General features: G+C 56.4%; 17 protein-coding genes. 12 read left to right on the top strand and 5 right to left on the bottom strand.

Features of this window, described 5'->3' with window-relative positions:
* Positions 1–18 precede the first annotated feature (18 nt).
* Positions 19–708 carry a GntR family transcriptional regulator gene (locus tag ACKC9G_RS15630; RefSeq protein ID WP_411407057.1) on the bottom strand — a complete coding sequence of 230 codons (690 nt, stop codon included), beginning with the start codon at positions 706–708 and terminating at the stop codon, positions 19–21.
* A 398-nt stretch (positions 709–1,106) separates the two neighbouring features.
* Here ACKC9G_RS15630 and ACKC9G_RS15625 point away from each other — a divergent pair, with 398 nt between their 5' ends.
* The 8 genes from ACKC9G_RS15625 to ACKC9G_RS15590 all read left to right on the top strand — a co-directional run bounded on the left by ACKC9G_RS15625 (position 1,107) and on the right by ACKC9G_RS15590 (position 9,484).
* On the top strand, positions 1,107–2,216 hold the full coding sequence (locus ACKC9G_RS15625) for an ABC transporter ATP-binding protein (RefSeq protein WP_411407055.1): 1,110 nt from the start codon (positions 1,107–1,109) through the stop codon (positions 2,214–2,216).
* Positions 2,217–2,237: 21 nt separating this feature from the next.
* On the top strand, positions 2,238–3,587 hold the full coding sequence (locus ACKC9G_RS15620) for an ABC transporter substrate-binding protein (RefSeq protein WP_411407053.1): 1,350 nt from the start codon (positions 2,238–2,240) through the stop codon (positions 3,585–3,587).
* A 144-nt stretch (positions 3,588–3,731) separates the two neighbouring features.
* Positions 3,732–4,586, top strand: coding sequence for an ABC transporter permease (locus tag ACKC9G_RS15615; protein WP_411407051.1), 855 nt, complete (start codon positions 3,732–3,734; stop codon positions 4,584–4,586).
* Between the two features lie 2 nt (positions 4,587–4,588).
* A complete protein-coding gene (locus ACKC9G_RS15610; RefSeq protein ID WP_411407049.1) occupies positions 4,589–5,404 on the top strand; it encodes an ABC transporter permease in 816 nt (271 codons plus the stop codon).
* 15 nt (positions 5,405–5,419) lie between these two features.
* The gene (locus ACKC9G_RS15605) at positions 5,420–6,115 is read left to right on the top strand and encodes an aspartate/glutamate racemase family protein (protein ID WP_411407047.1); all 696 of its coding nucleotides are present in this window, start codon (positions 5,420–5,422) and stop codon (positions 6,113–6,115) included.
* 230 nt (positions 6,116–6,345) lie between these two features.
* Positions 6,346–8,523, top strand: coding sequence for a catalase/peroxidase HPI (katG, locus tag ACKC9G_RS15600; RefSeq protein ID WP_411407045.1), 2,178 nt, complete (start codon positions 6,346–6,348; stop codon positions 8,521–8,523).
* Positions 8,524–8,659: 136 nt separating this feature from the next.
* Complete coding sequence (locus ACKC9G_RS15595) at positions 8,660–9,052, top strand: BPSL0067 family protein (protein WP_411407043.1); 393 nt, start codon at positions 8,660–8,662, stop codon at positions 9,050–9,052.
* 3 nt (positions 9,053–9,055) lie between these two features.
* Positions 9,056–9,484: an STY0301 family protein gene (locus ACKC9G_RS15590; protein ID WP_411407041.1), complete on the top strand. Its 429-nt coding sequence runs from the start codon at positions 9,056–9,058 to the stop codon at positions 9,482–9,484.
* Positions 9,485–9,564: 80 nt separating this feature from the next.
* Here ACKC9G_RS15590 and ACKC9G_RS15585 read toward each other — a convergent pair whose 3' ends face one another.
* Entirely contained in the window at positions 9,565–11,181 is a 1,617-nt protein-coding gene (locus tag ACKC9G_RS15585; RefSeq protein ID WP_411407039.1) for a methyl-accepting chemotaxis protein, read from the bottom strand.
* A gap of 242 nt (positions 11,182–11,423) precedes the next feature.
* Positions 11,424–11,705, bottom strand: coding sequence for a pyrimidine/purine nucleoside phosphorylase (ppnP, locus tag ACKC9G_RS15580; protein ID WP_411407037.1), 282 nt, complete (start codon positions 11,703–11,705; stop codon positions 11,424–11,426).
* A gap of 443 nt (positions 11,706–12,148) precedes the next feature.
* Between ppnP and ACKC9G_RS15575 the strand changes: the two genes are divergently transcribed.
* From ACKC9G_RS15575 to ACKC9G_RS15560, 4 genes are all read left to right on the top strand, one after another.
* On the top strand, positions 12,149–13,606 hold the full coding sequence (locus ACKC9G_RS15575) for a circularly permuted type 2 ATP-grasp protein (protein WP_411407035.1): 1,458 nt from the start codon (positions 12,149–12,151) through the stop codon (positions 13,604–13,606).
* Positions 13,607–13,609: 3 nt separating this feature from the next.
* Positions 13,610–14,542 carry an alpha-E domain-containing protein gene (locus ACKC9G_RS15570; RefSeq protein WP_411407033.1) on the top strand — a complete coding sequence of 311 codons (933 nt, stop codon included), beginning with the start codon at positions 13,610–13,612 and terminating at the stop codon, positions 14,540–14,542.
* Positions 14,543–14,620: 78 nt separating this feature from the next.
* The gene (locus ACKC9G_RS15565) at positions 14,621–17,101 is read left to right on the top strand and encodes a circularly permuted type 2 ATP-grasp protein (RefSeq protein WP_411407031.1); all 2,481 of its coding nucleotides are present in this window, start codon (positions 14,621–14,623) and stop codon (positions 17,099–17,101) included.
* 36 nt (positions 17,102–17,137) lie between these two features.
* A complete protein-coding gene (locus ACKC9G_RS15560; protein ID WP_411407029.1) occupies positions 17,138–18,028 on the top strand; it encodes a transglutaminase family protein in 891 nt (296 codons plus the stop codon).
* A gap of 125 nt (positions 18,029–18,153) precedes the next feature.
* Here the strand turns inward: ACKC9G_RS15560 and ACKC9G_RS15555 are convergent, their stop codons facing one another.
* A complete protein-coding gene (locus ACKC9G_RS15555; protein WP_411407027.1) occupies positions 18,154–18,759 on the bottom strand; it encodes a MarC family protein in 606 nt (201 codons plus the stop codon).
* A gap of 299 nt (positions 18,760–19,058) precedes the next feature.
* Entirely contained in the window at positions 19,059–19,253 is a 195-nt protein-coding gene (locus ACKC9G_RS15550; RefSeq protein WP_411407025.1) for a PA3496 family putative envelope integrity protein, read from the bottom strand.
* Positions 19,254–19,400 lie beyond the last annotated feature (147 nt).

Here is a 19,400-nt window from a genome sequence, read left to right as displayed (position 1 = left end):
CGGCGTGAAAACGGCAAGCTAGCGGCTGCCCATGTCGCCGAAGACTTCAAACAGATCCACCTGACTTTCCTCTCTCGGCCCCAGCTTCAGGCGTTGCTCGATCGCGATAAGGTGCTGCTCCATCGCCTGAATCGCAGTCGGTGCATCCTGCTGAAGGATCGCCTGAGCCAGAATGTGGTGCTCATCATGTGAGCACTGCACGCCGCTTCGCACTTCATACAGGGCGATGATCAGAGAGCTGCGGGCAATCAGGCTGTCGAGCATGTCCGCCAGCACCTGATTCCCGGCAATACGCGCCAGCATGCGATGAAACTCCCCGGATAAACGGATGAATTCGGGCTTGGCGGGATCATGTCCCAGCGCATCTTCTTTGCTGATGTGGGCCTGAATGGCTTTTTTATCACGTGCACTCAGACGCGCGACGGCCTGCTCAATAATGGCTTTTTCCACCACCCGCCGCGCCGCAAATACATCCTTGGCCTGCTCAGGTGAGGGTTCTTCCACAAAAGCGCCGCGGTTCATTTCGATGCGCACCAGTTTCAGATGCGCCAGATCCCGCAGTGCCGCACGCACATGATTGCGATTCGCCTTGAACACCTCAACCAGATTAAGTTCCGTCAGCCGCGTACCTGGCGGCAAACGCTGCTCAACAATCGCGTCATATAACGCGCTGTAGAGACGTTGCACTTCATCGGCGGCACGGCTCATGCTGAACTCTCCAGAGACGAAAAATTGTTAACAATCTAGCAAACCCATCACAGCGTTGCCAGCATGGAAACACCTTGCACGATATCGTGCACCCACGTCTGCAGGTTGCGCTTTTTTTGTTCACTTTGCGTTTCAGTTTCAAGAGAGTCTGGCTGTTTTTCCCTCATAAGAACAACGCAAACCAGTAAAAAACTCACTTTCACGCCAAAATCAGCCGAGTATGGCAGCCTTGGTGAGAAACTTTTGTTTCAAACAAAACCAGTAAACTCCGGTGTTTAGGACTATTTTCAAACCATAAGGTTTATTTTCAATAGAAGCCGCATGGCCATTTCACTGAATAAGTGGCACAGGCGTTGCTAACAATCGTTTTCATATTGTTAGCAATCTGGAAAGCCGTCATGCCAGGAAAAGGTCAGGTCGAGCTGGTCTCGGTGCATAAGAACTACGGAAACCGCCCCGCCGTCATGGATGTGAACCTTCGCATCCCCAGCGGTGCCTATGTGTGTCTGCTGGGGCCAAGTGGCTGTGGCAAGAGCACCACCTTGCGCATGCTGGCTGGTCATGAGTCTGTGAGCGAGGGCGATATCCTGATGGATAACCGCAACGTCACCGACTTCTCCCCGACTCAGCGCGGCACAGCGATGATGTTCCAGAGCTACGCGCTTTTTCCCCACATGAACTGTCTCGATAATGTCGCCTTTGGCCTGCGTATCGCCGGGATGAAAAAGAGCGAGCGTCAGGATCGTGCCCGCGAACTGCTGGCACTGGTGAACATGCAGGACTTCGCCGAGAGCTTTCCCGAGCAGCTTTCCGGCGGCCAGCAGCAACGTGTCGCCCTGGCACGCGCACTCATTACCGAACCCGATGTGGTCCTGCTGGATGAGCCACTTTCGGCCCTCGACCCCTTTCTTCGCATCAAGATGCGCAAAGAGCTCAAGGCCATTCAGCAGAAGCTCGGGCTGACCTTTGTTCACGTGACCCATTCGCAGGAAGAAGCCTTCGCACTGGCGGACATTGCAGTGGTGATGGAAGGCGGAAAGATCCGCCAGATTGCCCCGCCACGCACCCTGTTTGAACGCCCGGCAACGCCTTTCGTGGCCCAGTTTATTGGTGGTCATAATCTGCTGCAGGGTCGCCTTGGCCAGTCTCAGGCGGGACGAATTCGTCTGGAACTGGATGACAACACCGGCGGCTGGATTACCGACAACCAGGTCAGCAGCGACATCCAGCCCGGCGATGCACTGTCATTCTCGGTCCGTTGCGACCACCTTGCTTTGGCGCTGCCCGGCGATGCGCTGGAACACGAGTTCAGCCTGCCAGCGACTATCAGGGATATCGAGTTTCAAGGTGCGTTTCTCTATGTGGAATGCACCACCGCCAGCGGCGAAAGCCTGATGGCATACCTTCCCGAACGGGACTGTGGCCAGTGGCCACTGCAATGCGGCGATGCCGTGGTGCTGGGCTGGAAGGCCGAGCACATCAACCTGTTTCAGCAGCACCTCGCCTAAATCAACCTTGGAGATCGCACCATGACGCAGCAGTACGACGAACCCTCATCCCAGGCTTCAACTCCGGCTTCTGCCGAGGCCACGTCCACCTCATCCGGCCCGGTCCTTAGCCGTCGCGGCCTGATCAAAGCCGCGGGCGCCGCTTCTGCCGCTGCTGTGGGCTCAGGTGCGATCACCGGCTTCCCGATGATCTGGGCACAAAACATCAAGAACGTCACCCTGCGTCAGTTCGGGACCGGCGTCTCCAACCTCAACGATATTGCCAAGAAAGCCAAGGAAGACCTCGGCATCAATCTGCAGCTGACCGCGCTGGATTCCGATGCGGTGGCACAGCGTGCGGTGACTCAGCCGAACTCTTACGACATCGCGGATATCGAATACTGGATCTGCAAGAAAGTCTTTCCTGCCGGTGTCATGCAGCCGATGGATGTGCAGCGCCTGAAGAATTTCGACAAGATTTCCCCGCTGTTTATCACCGGCAAGCTGACCCCGGACAGCCAGATCGCGCAGGGTACGGCTCCCCATACCGTTGGTTTCGTGGAAAGTCAGGATTCCAAAACCTTTGCCAAAAGCCCCACCCAGTGGATGACCCTGATCCCCACCATTTATAACGCTGACACACTGGGTATCCGTCCGGATCTGGTCGGCCGTGAAATCACCAGCTGGGCTGACATCATGGACCCTGCGTTCAAAGGCCGTGCCTCGATTCTGAATATTCCTGCCATCGGCATCATGGATGCGGCGATGATCGCCGAGGCATCCGGCAAGATTAAGTACGGCGACAAGGGCAACATGACCCGCGATGAAATCGACCAGACCATCGCCATGCTGATGGAAGCCAAGAAAAACGGCCAGTTCCGCGCCTTCTGGAAGTCCTTCGATGAGTCCGTCAACCTGATGGCCTCGGGCGAAGTGGTGATTCAGTCCATGTGGTCACCCGCCGTTGCCGCCGTGCGCAGCCGTGGTATTGCCTGTAAATACCAGCCGCTGAAAGAAGGCTACCGCGCCTGGGGTGGCGGTCTGGGTCTGGCCAAGCATCTCAGCGGGCTTGAGCTGGATGCCGCTTACGAATACATCGACTGGTATCTGTCCGGCTGGGTTGGCGCTTACCTGAACCGTCAGGGTTATTACAGTGCAGCCCCCAGCACCGCGCAGAAATTCATGTCCGCCGATGAGTGGGGTTACTGGATGGAAGGCAAACCGGCGCAGGGCGATATTCTGAGCCCTGAAGGCAAGGTCATGGAAACCGCCGGCGCCGTGCGTGATGGCGGCTCCTACGAGGAGCGCATGGGCCATGTCGCCTGCTGGAACTCCGTCATGGACGAGAACAAGTACATGATCCGCAAGTGGAACGAGTTCATCGTTTCCTGATCAGACTGGCGTCCCCGGACGCTGAACCTGTGCGCGGTGGCTTCCACGCTGCCGCGCACTGTCCCTTCTGGTCAGCGTTTTTTCACTCTCAATGCGTTCACTTTCCGGTGCGCTCTGCCGCCGGCCCTTGTCACGGAGGTCTTCATGAGTCGCGGTGTACTTTCTGTCAGTCACTTGCAGTCATTGCCTTTGGCCGCCGTACTGATGGGTTTTCTGGTTTTCCCGATTCTGGTGATTCTGGTCGTCAGCTTTTGGGACTACGACTCTTTCCTGCTGATCCCGGACTTTATCCTCACCAACTATCAGGATCTGCTCACCTCACCGGTGACCTGGAAGGCCTATCTCAACACCTTCCAGTATGCCTTTCTGACCTGGCTGATCACCTTCGGCCTGGGTTTTACCATCGCCTATTATCTGGCGTTTCACATTCGCTCCACCAAAGCCCAGACGGTGCTTTTCCTGCTCTGCACCATCCCGTTTTTTACCTCGAACATCATCCGCATGATTTCCTGGATTCCCCTGCTCGGGCGTAATGGCCTGGTGAATCAGGGCCTGCAGGGCATGGGGCTGATTGATGAACCGCTGACCTTTTTGCTCTACAGCGATTTCTCCATCGTGCTGGCCTATGTGCACCTGTACACCCTGTTTATGGTGACGCCGATCTTCAACACCATGATGCGCATCGACCGCCGACTCATCGAAGCGGCCCGCGATGCGGGCGCCAAACCCTGGCAGATTCTGCTGCACATCGTTCTGCCTCTTTCCAAGTCCGGCATTCTGATCGGCAGTATTTTCGTGATCACCATGGTGATGGGGGATTTCGTCACTGTGCGGCTGATGGGCGGCGGTCTTCGCGCTTCGGTGGGCGTCATCATCTTTAACGAGATTTCCCTGCTGCAGTATCCGGCGGCGGCGGCCAGCGCCATCGTCCTGCTGCTGACAGTACTGATCATGCTGACGGTGCTGTTCAAACTCGTCGATATTCGCAAGGAGCTGTGAGCATGACCTCTTCACGCCCCCTGAGCTTTTATATTCTGAGCATCGTCTTTGCGCTCTTTATGCTGTTCCTTTACGGCCCGACCCTGACCATTGGCATTCTGTCTTTTCAGGGACCGGACGGCGGCCTGACTTTCCCGATGAACGGCGTCTCCCTGCACTGGTTCAAGAACCTCTTTACCGAGCAGCAGGTCGGCGACTTCGGCGGCTCTTTTCTGCGCTCATTGCTGCTCGGCCTGATGGTGATGGTCTGCACGCTGGTGTTCTCCCTGATGGCAGGCTTTGCCTACCGCCGACGCTTTGCGGGTTCCACGGTGCTGTTCTACCTGACCCTGACCAGTCTGATCATTCCTTCCATTCTGATCAGCCTTGGTATCGGTCTGATGTTTGATCGTCTGGGTATCTCGCCGAACTGGTTTTCGTCGGCGTTCGGCGCGCATCTGACCTGGACGCTGCCCTTTGGCCTGCTGATCATGTTCGCCGTCTTTAACCGCTTTAACCCGGCCTATGAAGCCGCCGCGCGGGATCTGGGCGCCTCCCATTGGCAAACGGTGCGGCTGATCGTCATTCCGCTGATCGCCCCAAGCCTGCTTGGCGTGGCGCTCTTTGGCCTGACCCTGTCCTACGATGAGTTTGCCCGCACCCTGATGGTCGCCGGTAGCTTTAATACCCTGCCCCTTGAGCTGTTCGGCATGACCACCAACGTCACCACCCCGGTGCTCTATGCCCTTGGCACCCTGACGACGATTTTCTCCTTCACCATCATTGCTCTGGTCGTGCTGCTGATGAGCCTGACCCGCAAGCGTCAGCATTCACACTGAGCGGAGCCTGAGTTCATGAAACTGCAAGTGATTAATCCCAACGCCTCCGTCAGCATGACCGCGATGCTGGAGGCCGAGTGTCGCCCGCTGTGTGCGCCCGGCACCGAACTTGAAGTCATTTGTCTGCCGGATTCTGTGGCCAGTATTGAAGGCAGTAGCGATGGGGCTGTGGCAGCCTTTCATCTGATGCAGGCAATTCGCCGTGGTGAGGCTCAGGGGGTCGATGGCTACGTCATCGCCTGCTTTGATGACACCGGCCTTGAAGCGGCGCGGGAGCTGGCGAGCGGCCCGGTGCTCGGTATTGGGGAAGCGGCGATGCATGCCGCCAGCATGTTAAGCGCGCGTTATTCGGTACTGACCACCCTGCCGCGCTCAATCCATATTCTTGAGCGCAATGCCCGCAGCTATGGCGTCGATCGCCGCTGTGCCGGGATCCACGCGGCCAATATTCCTGTGCTTTCACTGGAATCTGATCCAGAGAGTTACAGTACTTTGCGCACCCTGGGTCTGGCGCTGCTGGAAAAGGACCAGAGCGAATGCCTGGTGATGGGTTGCGCGGGTATGGCCAAATGGGCCAAAGCCCTGCAGAAAGACCTGAATGTCCCGGTGATTGATGGCGTGCAGGTGGCACTTAAGTGGGTGGAGTCACTGGTCAGCCTTGGGTTAGGCACCAGCAAATACCTGAGCTACGCCCCTCCCCGACAGAAATAGCCCGCCGCGTCCTCTGAGCGTCCTTCACCTTTTCCTCGCTTTTCTCGCTACCCGGCCTGTTAAGAGACTGCGCCGGGCATTGCTATTTCTATAAAAAATACCAATTAGATAGATCGGATATATAGCTCCCTGCTATGAAACATATTGAGGGAGTCAATTTGGAATCCCCCCGTCCGGCTACTAGTATCTTTTTCGTAGCTGAGTTCCTGAAACTTCCTCGGAGAGATGTAATGAATTCCAACGATAACAATTCAGGTGTAGGCAAATGCCCCTTTATGCACGGCGGCATGACCAGCACCGGCAAGTCCGTGATGGATTGGTGGCCCAATGCCCTGAACCTCGACATTCTTCATCAGCACGATACCAAGACCAACCCGCTGGGTCAGGACTTCAACTATCGTGAAGAACTCAAAAAGCTGGATGTAGACGCACTGAAAGCCGACCTGCGTGCGCTTATGACCGATAGCCAGGAATGGTGGCCTGCCGACTGGGGCAGCTATGTGGGCATGATGGCTCGTGTGACCTGGCACGCCGCAGGCTCCTACCGCACCAGTGATGGCCGTGGTGGTAACAACACCGGTAACCAGCGCTTTGCCCCGCTGAACTCCTGGCCCGACAACGTCAACACCGATAAAGGCCGCCGCATCCTGTGGCCCATCAAAAAGAAATACGGCAACAAGCTGAGCTGGGCGGATCTGATCGCACTGGCGGGCTCCATGGCCTATGAAGAAGCGGGCCTGAAACTCTACGGCTTTGCCTTTGGCCGCGAAGATATCTGGCATCCCGAAAAAGACACTTACTGGGGTGATGAAAAAGAATGGCTGGCCCCTTCCGATGGCCGCTACGGCGAAGTCGCCAAGCCTGACACGCTGGAGAACCCACTGGCCGCCGTGCAGATGGGTCTGATCTACGTCAACCCTGAAGGGGTGAACGGTAACCCTGATCCGCTGGCAACCGCCGCACAGATCCGTGAAACCTTCGCCCGTATGGGAATGAACGATGAAGAAACCGTCGCCCTGACCGCTGGTGGCCACACCATCGGTAAATGTCACGGTAACGGTAACCCTGCCGACCTGAGCCCCGATCCCGAAGAAGCCGGTCCCGAGTATCAGGGCCTTGGCTGGTTCAACACCAAAGGTCGCAGTATTGGCCGCGACCAGATGGTCAGCGGACCGGAAGGCGCCTGGACCACGCATCCGACGCAGTGGGACAATGGCTATTTTGAGATGCTGTTTAACCACGAGTGGGAGCTGTGCAAATCGCCCGCAGGTGCCTGGCAGTACAAGCCTGTCGACATCAAGGAAGAAGACAAGCCGGTGGACGTCGAAGATGACTCCATCCGCTACAACCCGATGATGACGGACGCCGATATGGCGATGAAGGTTGACCCTGCATACCGCGAGATTGCCCTGCGTTACAAAAACGACTTCGCGGCCTTCTCCGATGCCTTCGCCCGCGCCTGGTTCAAGCTGACGCACCGCGATATGGGGCCAAAGTCTGTCTACTTCGGCCCGGACGTTCCTGCCGAAGACCTGCCCTGGCAGGACCCGGTGCCCGCAGGCAAAAGCGACTACGACGTTGCCGCCGTGAAAGCCAGGATCGCCGCGTCTGGTTTGAGCCAGAGCGAGATGATCAATACCGCCTGGGACAGCGCCCGGACTTTCCGTGGCTCTGACCGTCGTGGCGGTGCCAACGGTGCGCGTATTCGTCTGGCACCACAGAAAGACTGGGAAGGTAACGAACCTGCGCGTCTTAAGAAAGTGCTGTCCGTGCTGGAGCCCATCGCTCAGGAATTCGGCATCAGCATCGCCGATACCATCGTACTGGCCGGTAATGTCGGCGTTGAGCAGGGCATCAAGGCTGCAGGCTTCAATATCGATGTGCCTTTCGCCCCCGGCCGTGGTGATGCCACGCTGGAGATGACGGAAGTCGAAGGCTTCGATGTGCTCGAGCCCAAAGCGGACGGCTACCGTAACTATCAGCAGAAAGACTTCATCGTGACCCCGGAAGAGCTGCTGCTTGATCGCACCCAGCTGATGGGGCTGACGGCACCGGAAATGACGGTACTGATGGGTGGCATGCGCGTGCTGGGCACCAACTACGGTGACTCCAAACACGGCGTCTTCACTGACCGCGTCGGTGTGCTGAGCACCGACTTCTTCAGCACCCTGACGGACATGCGCTACCAGTGGGTTCCTAAAGGCAAGAACCTGTACGCCATTGTCGACCGTAAGACGCAGGACACCAAATACACCGCGACTCGCGTGGATCTGGTGTTTGGCTCCAACTCCATCCTGCGCTCCTACGCTGAGGTGTACGCACAGGACGACAACCACGAGAAGTTCGTTAAAGACTTCGTCGCGGCCTGGACCAAGGTGATGAACGCAGACCGTTTCGATCTGCGCTAATACCGTAGCGGGCGCCAAAACGCCGCACTGATAAAAGCCCGGACAGCCCCGCTGCCCGGGCTTTTTTATACTTAAGGACTCACCTATGATGCGCACAGAGTTTGAGTAGTTTTTCATTACTGCAAAAGGAAATTGCATGAGCTACGTGCTGGCAGTCCCTGAGTCCGATGTTTTTGGTAAAGGTAAATATCAGAACAGTCGTGGTCATACCGAGTGTGTCGAGTTCGTCAGACAAACCACGACCGCACCTCAGACACCATTATGGAAGCGCGGTAAAAAAGTCAGTGACTGTCGTGCGGGAGAGATCTCCAGAGGCACCGTCATTGCGACGTTTGACAGTAATGGCAAATACCCTGTCGATGAGTTTGGCAAGCATGCCGCCATTTATCTGGAGCACAATGCGCAACGGATTCTCGTGCTGGATCAATGGAATGCTCAAGGGGAAGTGAAAGAACGCGCAATTCGCTTTAATCGACCCAAAGGCACCAAACGCAGTAACGACGCCGATACCTTCTACGTGGTGGAGTAATTGATGAAACACACAGCAGGCGTTCTCTCTTTACCTCTGGTATTCCTCCTCTGTGCTCCTTGTCTGGCCGACACCCTGCATTGCCCGGCGAGTATTACCGAGCAACCTCAGGTGCAGGCAACAGCGGCTCCCTGGGTGATAAAAACCGAGCAGGCCGCACGTCGACTGGATCGCGTGGAGATAGTTGTCGGGCCTTTGGAAGAGCCCAGCGTGCAGGTGCCGGATGCAACCACGACTGAGGGCACAACCCAAACCGATCGCTGGGAGCTGGTCGGTAATGGCGAGCAGGAATATCTGCTGGGCTGTCGTTATCTGGACACCTCAGCGGTGCTGTATCAGTCCTTGCCGGAGCACGACTCCGTATGCGAAGCCAGCTACCAGCTGACACCGCAAGGTCAGCGCCAGTCAGTGATCAGCGTGAACTGCCACTGATCACCTGACATCAGATAGAAAAAAGCCCGCGAGCCAATATTCGCGGGCTTTTTTGTCAACGTTGGCTACGTCGTCGACGATCAGCCTTTGAAGATGCTGACAGCGTTCGCCAGCTCCTGTGCGTGACCTTCCAGGGCCGTGGACGAGCTGACGGTACGGTCAACCGCACCCTGATTGGTATCCGTCATCGTGGCGATAGTCTCAATACGCTGAGCCATGTCACCCATCGCCGCCTGTTGCTGCTGCAGCGCAACCACCATGCCTTGCACGTATTCGTTGATCTGCACGGTATTGTTACGAATCCCGCGAATCGCCGTGCTGGTTTCTGCCGCCTGACCGACACCACGGGTCGAGGCATCAACACTCTGCCCCATGACTTTCACCACTTCGTCCATACCCTGACGAATACTTTCAATCTGAGAGGTGATTTCCACCGTTGCCGAACCGGTACGCGCCGCCAGATTTCGCACTTCATCGGCCACCACCGCAAAACCGCGACCGCTTTCTCCGGCACGGGCTGCTTCAATCGCCGCATTAAGCGCCAGCAGGTTGGTCTGGTCGGCAATATCATGGATTGTACGGGTAATGGAGGCGATTTCCTCGGTCTGGCGGTTAAGGTTGTCCACTTTCTCTGAGGCATTACTGATGTAATCAGCGATAGAGCGAATATCGTTGGCCGAGTGCTGAATCACATTTTCGCACTCGTTGATGGTGCCCTGAGCTTCTTCCGTCTGGCGTCCGACCACCGAAATTTCGCGGCTCAGCTGCTCAATACCCTGGAACAGCTCTTCAGCGGTAACCGACATGGCGCGGGTTGAGTCATTCTGAGTATGGACGCTTTTCTGCATGCCTTGCGCATCATCATTCAGACGGCTGGCGTTCTCTTTGACTTCCAGTGACAGCTGACGGATGTGGCTGGTCACATTTTTCAGCTGCTGCTGCATCTGTGACAGTGCCGCCATTAAACTGCCTTCACGGCCGTCAATCTTCTGCGTCAGATTACCCTTCGCAATTTCATTGGCCAGCGTCACCGCTGTCGCCGGCTCACCGCCCAGCATGCCGAAGATGCGGCGATACTGAACCCAGCCACCAAGACCTACCAGCACCGCCATCAGCAGCGCCAGACCGACAATCACGCTGCGCAGCAACTGCAGGTCATCCACCGTCTCTTCGCTGATATCCGCGATCAGGCCATCCACCTGCTTCAGCATAACCGCCATCTGTTCGGCCAGTGCCTCGGCACGGTCATCAAAACCGGTACCGGGGGCTTTCATAATGGCATTACCCGCTGCCTGACCCTGGGTGATATAAGTCTCCGCCATCTTCTGCCCGACCTCATAGTAGGTCGCCGCCAGATCACGGGCTTTGTTGATGTTGTCGGTCAGGCGCTCATCCGTCGCGATGATCTTGTCGAAGTTTTTAAGAAGCTCGGCATACTGCTCGGCTGCATCATCAAACCCGGCACGATCACCTGTCGCACTGGCATCCGTCAGAAACTGCTGGATCTGCACGATGTGAAAACGTGCATCCGCTGCATTCTTACCCAGACCACCGACAATACGGTGCTCATACTGGTTATCGTTCAGGATGTGATGAAGGCTCATGTAAGTCACTCCAGCCATGATCAGCAGCAGCACAATCATGATGGAACTAAAGCCTGCCAATAGTGGTTTTAACTTAGCGGGACGTTGAGACATAAGGCGCTTCCGGGCTTTCAGCTAAAAAGTGAGAGCCTCGGAGTGTGAAACCGGCAATGTAAAGCGTCAATCTGACAGTTCAAGAGGCGGTCAGAATGACCTAGAAGACGAGGTATATGGCAGGATTATTCGCTATTGATGGGATGAACGCCGAGAAAATGTCATGAAAGTCAGCCTAAAATGCGCAAGATGGCACCACTGGGTAACCATCTTGCCGTGATCAGGTTAACTGATGCAGAAACTTACAGGTACCGGCAGAGGTAAGCGGTATTGACCGCCACCTTGAGATCAAAGCTGCTGTCACCAGGGACAAAGAAGCTCTCGCCCTCTTCAAAGGTTTCCCACTCATCGGCTTCAGGCAGCAGCACCGTCAGTGCACCACTCACCACCGTCATTTCTTCAGGCTGGCCCGTGCCGAAAGTGTATTCGCCGGCAGCCATGACGCCCACGCTGGCGCGACCATCTTCTTCCTGAAATCCCAGCGACTTCACCTTGCCTTCGAAATATTCGTTCACATTAATCATGGTAGTGATCCTGAAAATAGCTGTTGCCGACGACGCGGACCGTGCTCAGGTTTTGCCCGTCAAAGCGGGCAGGTTTGAGCCGTCCACACTAAAGCATTCTACGGCTAGTCAGGCAAGACACTTCTGTGCGGACGACAGGGCACCAAAATGACGCGTTATGCACGCTTTTGTGCAGACAGGATTCCCATTTTGGCACAGGTCTACTATGTTGATTTTATGGCTGTAGGTGCATGAGGCGCCGCGGCGGTGAGCCGGAAGCGTTCCGGATCACAGAAACATTGCACTGCCCCTGTTCGAACGTTAGTGCCGTGGTCTTTTTTTCACGTACATGGCACCTGCCTTGCTTTGACTACTGGTGAATGCAGGTCCCTGTTTTAAGGCATTAACGGCTCAGGCGACAACGATGTATCAATGGAATTACAAAAACTAGGGAGTGTGCATCCATGTCAGACGCTTACGCACTCGGTCAGTATCAGCTTACACCCGGGTGTTTTGATGAACTGGTCGAATCGAATGGCCAACCCCGTCCGGAGGGCGCTCCGGTTACACGATTTATCGTTAACAAGGGCGAAGAAGAATTACAGCGCCGCCAGCAACAGCTGGATGCCACCATCCGCGCCATGGGCGTGTCCTTCACCGTCTATTCCGACAGCCAGAATATTGACCGCTCCTGGCCGCTGGATGTGATCCCCCGCACCATCTCCAGCAGTGAATGGCAACGCACCAGTGCCGGGCTTAAGCAGCGTCTTCGCGCACTTAATCTCTTTATCAACGATCTCTACAACGATCAGAAAGTGCTGAAGGACGGTATCGTCCCGGCGGATCTGATCCTTAACTCCAAAAACTTTCTCGCCCCCTGCAAGGGTATCCAGCCGCCTCATGGCGTATGGGCACACATTTGCGGAACGGATCTGGTCCGCGATGAAAACGGCACCTTCCTGGTACTGGAGGATAATCTGAGAGTGCCTTCCGGTGTGTCCTACATGCTGGAAAACCGTACGGTCATGAAGCGCGTCTTCCCTGAGCTTTTCGCGGAAAGCACCATTCTGCCGGTGGATGACTACCCCTATCAGCTGTGGCGCACCCTGGCGTCGTTGTCGCCGCGCAAGGATGTCACGCCGGTCGTCGTGCTGCTGACACCCGGTATCTATAACTCGGCCTACTTCGAGCACAGCTTCCTGGCTCAGCAGATGGGCTGTTACCTGGCTGAGAATTCCGATCTGTATGTCGGCAGTGACGACAAAGTCTATCTGCGCACCCTGCGTGGGCCGCTGCAGGTGGATGTGATCTACCGCCGTATCGACGACATCTTTATTGACCCGGAAGTCTTCCGCAAAGATTCGGTACTGGGTATCAAAGGGCTAATCCGCGCCTGGAAAGCCGGCAATGTGGGTCTGGCCAACGCACCGGGCTCAGGGGTTGCCGATGACAAGGTGGTCTATGCCTATGTACCCAAGCTGATTGAGTACTACCTCGGTGAAAAACCGCTGATCGACAACGTTGAAACCTATCTCTGCATGGATGACAAGGAACGTGAATACGTGCTCGCCAATCTCGACAAGCTGGTGGTCAAACCGGCCAACGAATCCGGCGGTTACGGCATCATGATTGGCCCGCGCGCCAGTGATGAGGAGCGCGCCAAGATGGCCGATGCCATCCGCAGCAATCCACGTAACTTCATCGCCCAGCCCACGCTGGCACTCTCGACCGCACCGACTCTGTGCGACGGCGTGCTTGAACCCCGTCACCTGGACCTTCGGCCCTTCATTCTGCAAGGCGAAGAGCTTTACTGCACCACCGGTGGCTTGAGCCGTGTAGCCCTGCGCAAGGGTTCGCTGGTGGTCAACTCCTCTCAGGGAGGTGGCAGTAAGGATACCTGGATTGTGAGCGACGAGGGCTGAACCATGCTGGCAAGAGTAGCCGAAAACGTATACTGGATGGGTCGCTACCTCGAGCGTATCGACGACACCGCACGACTGATCAACGCCACCACCAATATGTTGATCGACACCCACAAGGAAAGCCTGTTCAGCTGGCCGGTCCTGATCAACGTCCTGGGCGAGGATAACCGCCGCTTTATCAGCGAGTCAGGCTCCAGTGAGCGCGCCGTGATGAATTATCTCATCGCCGCCTCTGACAGCCCGGCATCTATCCGTTATTCCTGTACCCAGGTGCGTCACAACGCCCGTTGCGTTCGTGAAGTGATTCCGCGCGATATCTGGGAAGAGGTGAACTCCCTCAACCAGTTTATGCAGGCTGAATGTGTTCAGGCCTCCAGCCGACGTACCCGCTACAACCTGATGGTGGAGGTGATTCGCCGCTGCCAGATGGTGATCGGCGTCATGGACGGCACCATGCTGCGTGATGACACCTACCGCCTGTTCAACATCGGTCGCTACCTTGAGCGTGCCGACATGACGACCCGCATCATGGACGTACTGATTCTGCAGCAGCTCACTCCTGCTGCGGGCCTGAAAGGTCGCCGCACCTTCAAGTGGAAATCCGTACTGAACGCCTTGGGTGGTATTGAGTCCTATCAGCGCTATTTTGCCCAGGAAGATGGTGACGAGGCCGATGTGGTGAGCTTCCTGCTCAGCTATCAGGCGTTCCCCCGCTCCATCGTCTATTGCCTCGATAAGATGCAAAATGAAGCCAAACTCCTGCCACGTGCTGACAGCGTGCTCAAGACTATTGCAAAATTACGGGAAGAATTGGAATCTCAACCAATGAGTCAACTTTCTACCCATGATCTGCATAGGCTGATTGATGATCTGCAAGCCGGTTTGATTGATATCCATACGGCCCTGATCTCGGACTCACTGACCACTCCGGAGTAATGACTCGGGTGAGTCGCTTCGTGTAGATCAGTTCCCCGGCAGCCCGTCTGCCGGGTTTTCCCTGAGAAAGGTTTGCTGATGACCCAGCTTGAAAACGCCTCCCTGGCCAGCCTGATTGAGGCCTACCGCCCACTGGCTAAAGTGCGGGATGAATGGCTTCCCCACGTCCAGCAAAGTGCCTGGCAGGACGTCTATGGCTGGTTTGCCGATCAGGGCAGCGAGACCCTGGCAGGCTTAAGCACCGACTTGCAGCACCAGTTGCGCGAGCACGGCGCGACCTTTGACCCCCAGCGTCAGCAAAACCGCACCCTCGATATTCTTCCCTGGCTGATTGATGCTCAGGAATGGCAGCAACTGGAAGCCGGCTTGCGCCAGCGTCGTCGTTTGCTCAGCGCCGTTCTGAAAGATCTCTATGGCCCACAGGATTTGCTCAAGCTCGGCATTCTGCCGCCTGAGCTGATTTACCGTAATGCCAGCTTCCTGCTGCCCTGCCATCACCTGCTGCCCGATGAAGGCGAATGGCTGATGCTTATGAGCAGTGATGTTGGCCGTGATGCACAAGGGCGTTTCTGTGCCTTTCAGGACAGCTCACAGGCCCCCGGCGGCTTGGGTTACGTGCTGGAAAACCGCGTGGCCTTTAATCAGGTCGTGCCCGAGCTGGCCCGCCGTTTCCGCAAGCGTCAGCTGGCCTCCTTCTTCAAAGACCTGCAAAAATCCATGGTCGCGCACATGCCGTACAACAATGAGCCGCTGATTGGCCTCATGACGCGCAATTACCGTGACCAGCAATATTTTGAGCACGCCTTCCTCGCCAACTATCTGAACATCGCCCTCGTCCACGGCGCCGACCTGATGTACAAGGAAGGCCGCCTCTGGCTGAAAACCCTGAGTGGCCTGCAGCCACTCGATGGCCTGATGCGCTACATGCCAGACAATGTCAGTGACCCGCTGGAGCTGGATGCCGGTATCGCGGGCACTCCCGGTCTGCTGCAGTGTATCCGTCAGGGCAACCTCCTGTGCTGTAACCCGCCGGGCACTTCGCTGGTCGACAGTGGTTGCCTGCTGCCGTACATGGATACCCTCTGTGAATTTCTGCTGGAAGAGCCGCTGCTGCTGCCCTCGGTTGAGGCACACTGGTGCGGCAATGCCGAGACGCTGCCAGCGCTGCTGGATGAGGCTGAAAGCCTGATCATTCGAGATCTTGAGCGCCCCGGCGAACTGATCGCGCTGGCCAGCATCACCCGTAATGAGCGCGAAGCCTTTATCCAGCGGATTCAGCAGGACCCGGCACGCTATATGGCACAGAAGGCCCTGCCACTGAGCACCGTTCCTGTCTGGCAGCATAATGCGCTGGCACCGCGAAGTGTCGTACTGCGTAACTTCGTACTGCATCGCCAGAATGATGAAGACTGCGTACTTCCCGGTGGTCTGGCCCGTTGTCATGAACAGCCTCTGGCGCTGCAAACCGGGCTTGAGTCCATCTTCGTGGCCAAGGAAGTCTGGCTGCACAGCCGCTCCAGTCAGCACATCAGCCTGCTGCACAGTGCCATTACCAGTGTGCGCCTCTCTCGCCGCTCCGGCCTGTTGCCCAGCCGTGTGGCTGATCACCTGTTCTGGATGGGCCGTTACAGCGAGCGCCTCAACCTCGCCTGTCGTGCCTTGCGAGCCACCCTGCCGCTGGTCAGCACGGTGGCCCGTGAAGAGCAGATCGAAACCCTGACACCGCTGGTTGAGTTCGCCTGCACCATTAACGGCGGCACCTTCACCCCGACCGAATCAGCGGATGAACTCACCGGCCAGCTCAGTTCACTCTTCGCCCGCGATCGTATGGATGGCCTGCTGACGGTTATGCAGTCGCTGATCATGAATGCCCAATCCGTGCGCGAGTTCTTCAGTGAAGATACCTGGCACGTGCTTGAGCGCCTGCAGAATGCGCTGAATACCTTCCCGGCGCAGGGCTCGACCTCGCGCATGGTGCGCGCGCTGGATGATGTGATTCTGCTGCAATCGGCGATTTATGGCCTTAACAATGAAACCATGAGCCGTACCCAAACCCTGCGCTTCATGGATATTGGCCAGCATATCGAACGTGCCATGCAGACGACTTCACTGCTTGAAAGCGTGTTTGTGAAGAACCCGATGCCCACCGCCACCCTGATGGAAGCGGTGCTGCGCAAAGCCGATACCCTGATGACCTATCGCCGCCGCTACCGCACCGAGCTGCATCCGGTGGCGATTATCGACCTGCTATTACTCGATGAAGGCACACCCCGTTCCGTGGGCTATCAATGCGCCCGCCTGAAACGCCAGGTGAATCTGTTGCCGGATCGTGATTCGACCCTGCCCGGCCTCAATGCCGAACAGCGGCTGATGGTCGAGCTTGTCGCCCTGTTGCAACTGGTCGATCTGGATGCCCTGATGACCGAAACCGGCGAACCTTCCGAACAACTGGGCGAATTACTGGAGCGTATCCAGACGCTGCTGATCCAACTCTCGGACGCCATCACTCTGGCTTACTTCAACCATGCCGACATTCCCAAGCCGATTGTGCGGATCTAGGCCGGAGACGATGAGTACTGTGATGAGAACACATTCATGAAATACCAGATCAGCCATCTGACCCGTTATCGCTACCAGCAGGAAGTGGCCAACTGCTACAACCTGAGCTGTCTGTCGCCGCGCAAACTGGCTTATCAGAAGACTCGCCGCACACGCCTGGAAGTGAATCCGTCACCCAGCAGCCTGTACGATCATCTGGATTTCTTTGGCAACCGCCATACGTTTTTCCACGTGAATACCCTGCACAGCGAGCTTGAAGTCAAGATCAGCTCGCTGGTGGAAGTGCTGCCCCGTGCCGCACAGATTGATATCGAAGCTTCGATGCCGTGGGAACAGGTGATTCAGCATCTGGGCGAGTCCACCGATGCCCAGTCCCTGCATGCACGTCTGCTGCGTACCGCAACCAAAATGACGCCGATTGATCCGCTGTTTCGTGCCTTTGCCGAAACCGTATTCGAGCCGGACATGCCGATTCTGGAAGGGGCTCAACGTCTGTCTCATCTGATAAATTCCGAGTTTACCTACGATCCGGGCTTCACCACACTGGCCACGCCGGTGCATACAGTGCTGCAGCAAAAACGTGGCGTCTGTCAGGACTTCGCCCAGCTCGCCATTAGTGCCCTGCGCTCCATGGGCATCCCTGCACGCTATGTCAGCGGCTATCTGGAAACCCTTCCGCCACCCGGACAAGAGCGTCTGGTCGGTGCGGATGCCTCCCACGCCTGGTTCAGCGTTTTTGATCCGCAGCAAGGCTGGGTCGACTTTGACCCGACCAATGACCTGATCCCTGATGAACGCCATATCACTCTGGCCTTCGGTCGCGACTATGCTGATGTCGTCCCGCTAAAAGGTCTGATGAGTGGCGGTGGCCAGCATGAACTGACCGTCGAGGTGGATGTAATGCCGCTGCACGATGATGCGGATTGATGCGTGAAACCCTCGCAGCAGCAAATACCGGACGTTTTCACGGAAGATAAAAAATCAGGTCGCCAGCAAGTGTGACCTGATTTTTTTAGAAAGTGGCGCTACGCCAATCACTGAAGGGCATCGCCTCAGAGCGACTCCATAAAACTGCGGACACCTGCCAGAACAATCTGCGCGGCCATGGCCGCCAGAATCAAGCCGGTGATTTTACTCAGAATATTCAGACCGGTGCGGCCCAACAGACGCTCAAATGCACTACTTAGGTGCAGAATAATCGCCAGACAACCCAGTGCGGCCAGCATTCCCAGCAAGCCGATCAGCATGTCCCAGCCTTTCATTTCCGCACCGTAGACCAGGATCGCACCGATAGTAGCTGGCCCGATAATGGTCGGAATCGCCAGAGGCACCACGGCAATATCATCACGGTTTTCATTGGGCATGCCGGTCGCGTGGGTGCGCACACCATCACGCACCAGGGAAATCGCCGACAGGAACAGCAGAATGCCGGAGCCGATGCGAAAGGAATCCAGCGTGATTCCCAAAATATCGAACAGCGGGCTACCAAAGAACATCAGCACCACACTGATGATCAACGCCGCCACCAGCGCCCGGTTTGCCACCTTGCGTCGCGACGGTTCATCTTCGCCGCGGGTCAGAGACAAAAACATCGATACCACAAAGAACGGGGCGTAAAGAAAGAAGAACTTCACCCAAGTGGCGACAAACAGGCTCATGCCATTCTCCAGTGAGCAGCAAAAAAGACAGGGTGCCGGCCCATGCCGACAAGGAAAGCGCTAAGTGTAAGAGATCAGCGCAGGAATTTCCGCTGCGGCGCTATCAGACTTGTGAAATCAGAATCGTTTCACATCAAAAAGTAATTATTTATCAAAGAGATAGAAGAGCCAAACACACAAGACTTTCAAGAGGCAGGAAGGTGTCAGACAGGCAGGAGCAATGAATGGGCTGGGGGCTTAAAACGATAAAGAGCCCGCTGAACGGGCTCTTGGAAACAACCAGTCATGCAGGTCAGTGATTACTCATCAAACCAGTGCATGGCAGCGGCTTTCTCCAGGTCTTTCTCTTCGCGAAGGCGTTCAATAGTACGCCTTGCTTCCAGTGACTTCTTGGTCATAAAACGCTGCTTAGTCTGCCGCGATTCCCGCTCCAATGACGCATTGATATTGTAGAGTTCCGCTTGAACTTCCACCAAACGCTCAGATGTGTGCATAGAGTGCTCTCCTTTGTCAGGTCGCAAGACCTTGGACATTCAGGAGCCGCGCTGGCACGACCACATTCCCATGATCCCGTACTGAGCCCGAAAAACTCGCTTTCGGTCTGAGCACCTGACCGCTACCCCTGGTAGGACAATGGGAAT

The organism is Pokkaliibacter sp. CJK22405, from assembly GCF_046614695.1.
Taxonomy (GTDB): domain Bacteria; phylum Pseudomonadota; class Gammaproteobacteria; order Pseudomonadales; family Balneatricaceae; genus Pokkaliibacter.
Note: the sequence above shows the minus strand (reverse complement) of the source record. Positions and strands in the feature narration are given on the sequence as shown.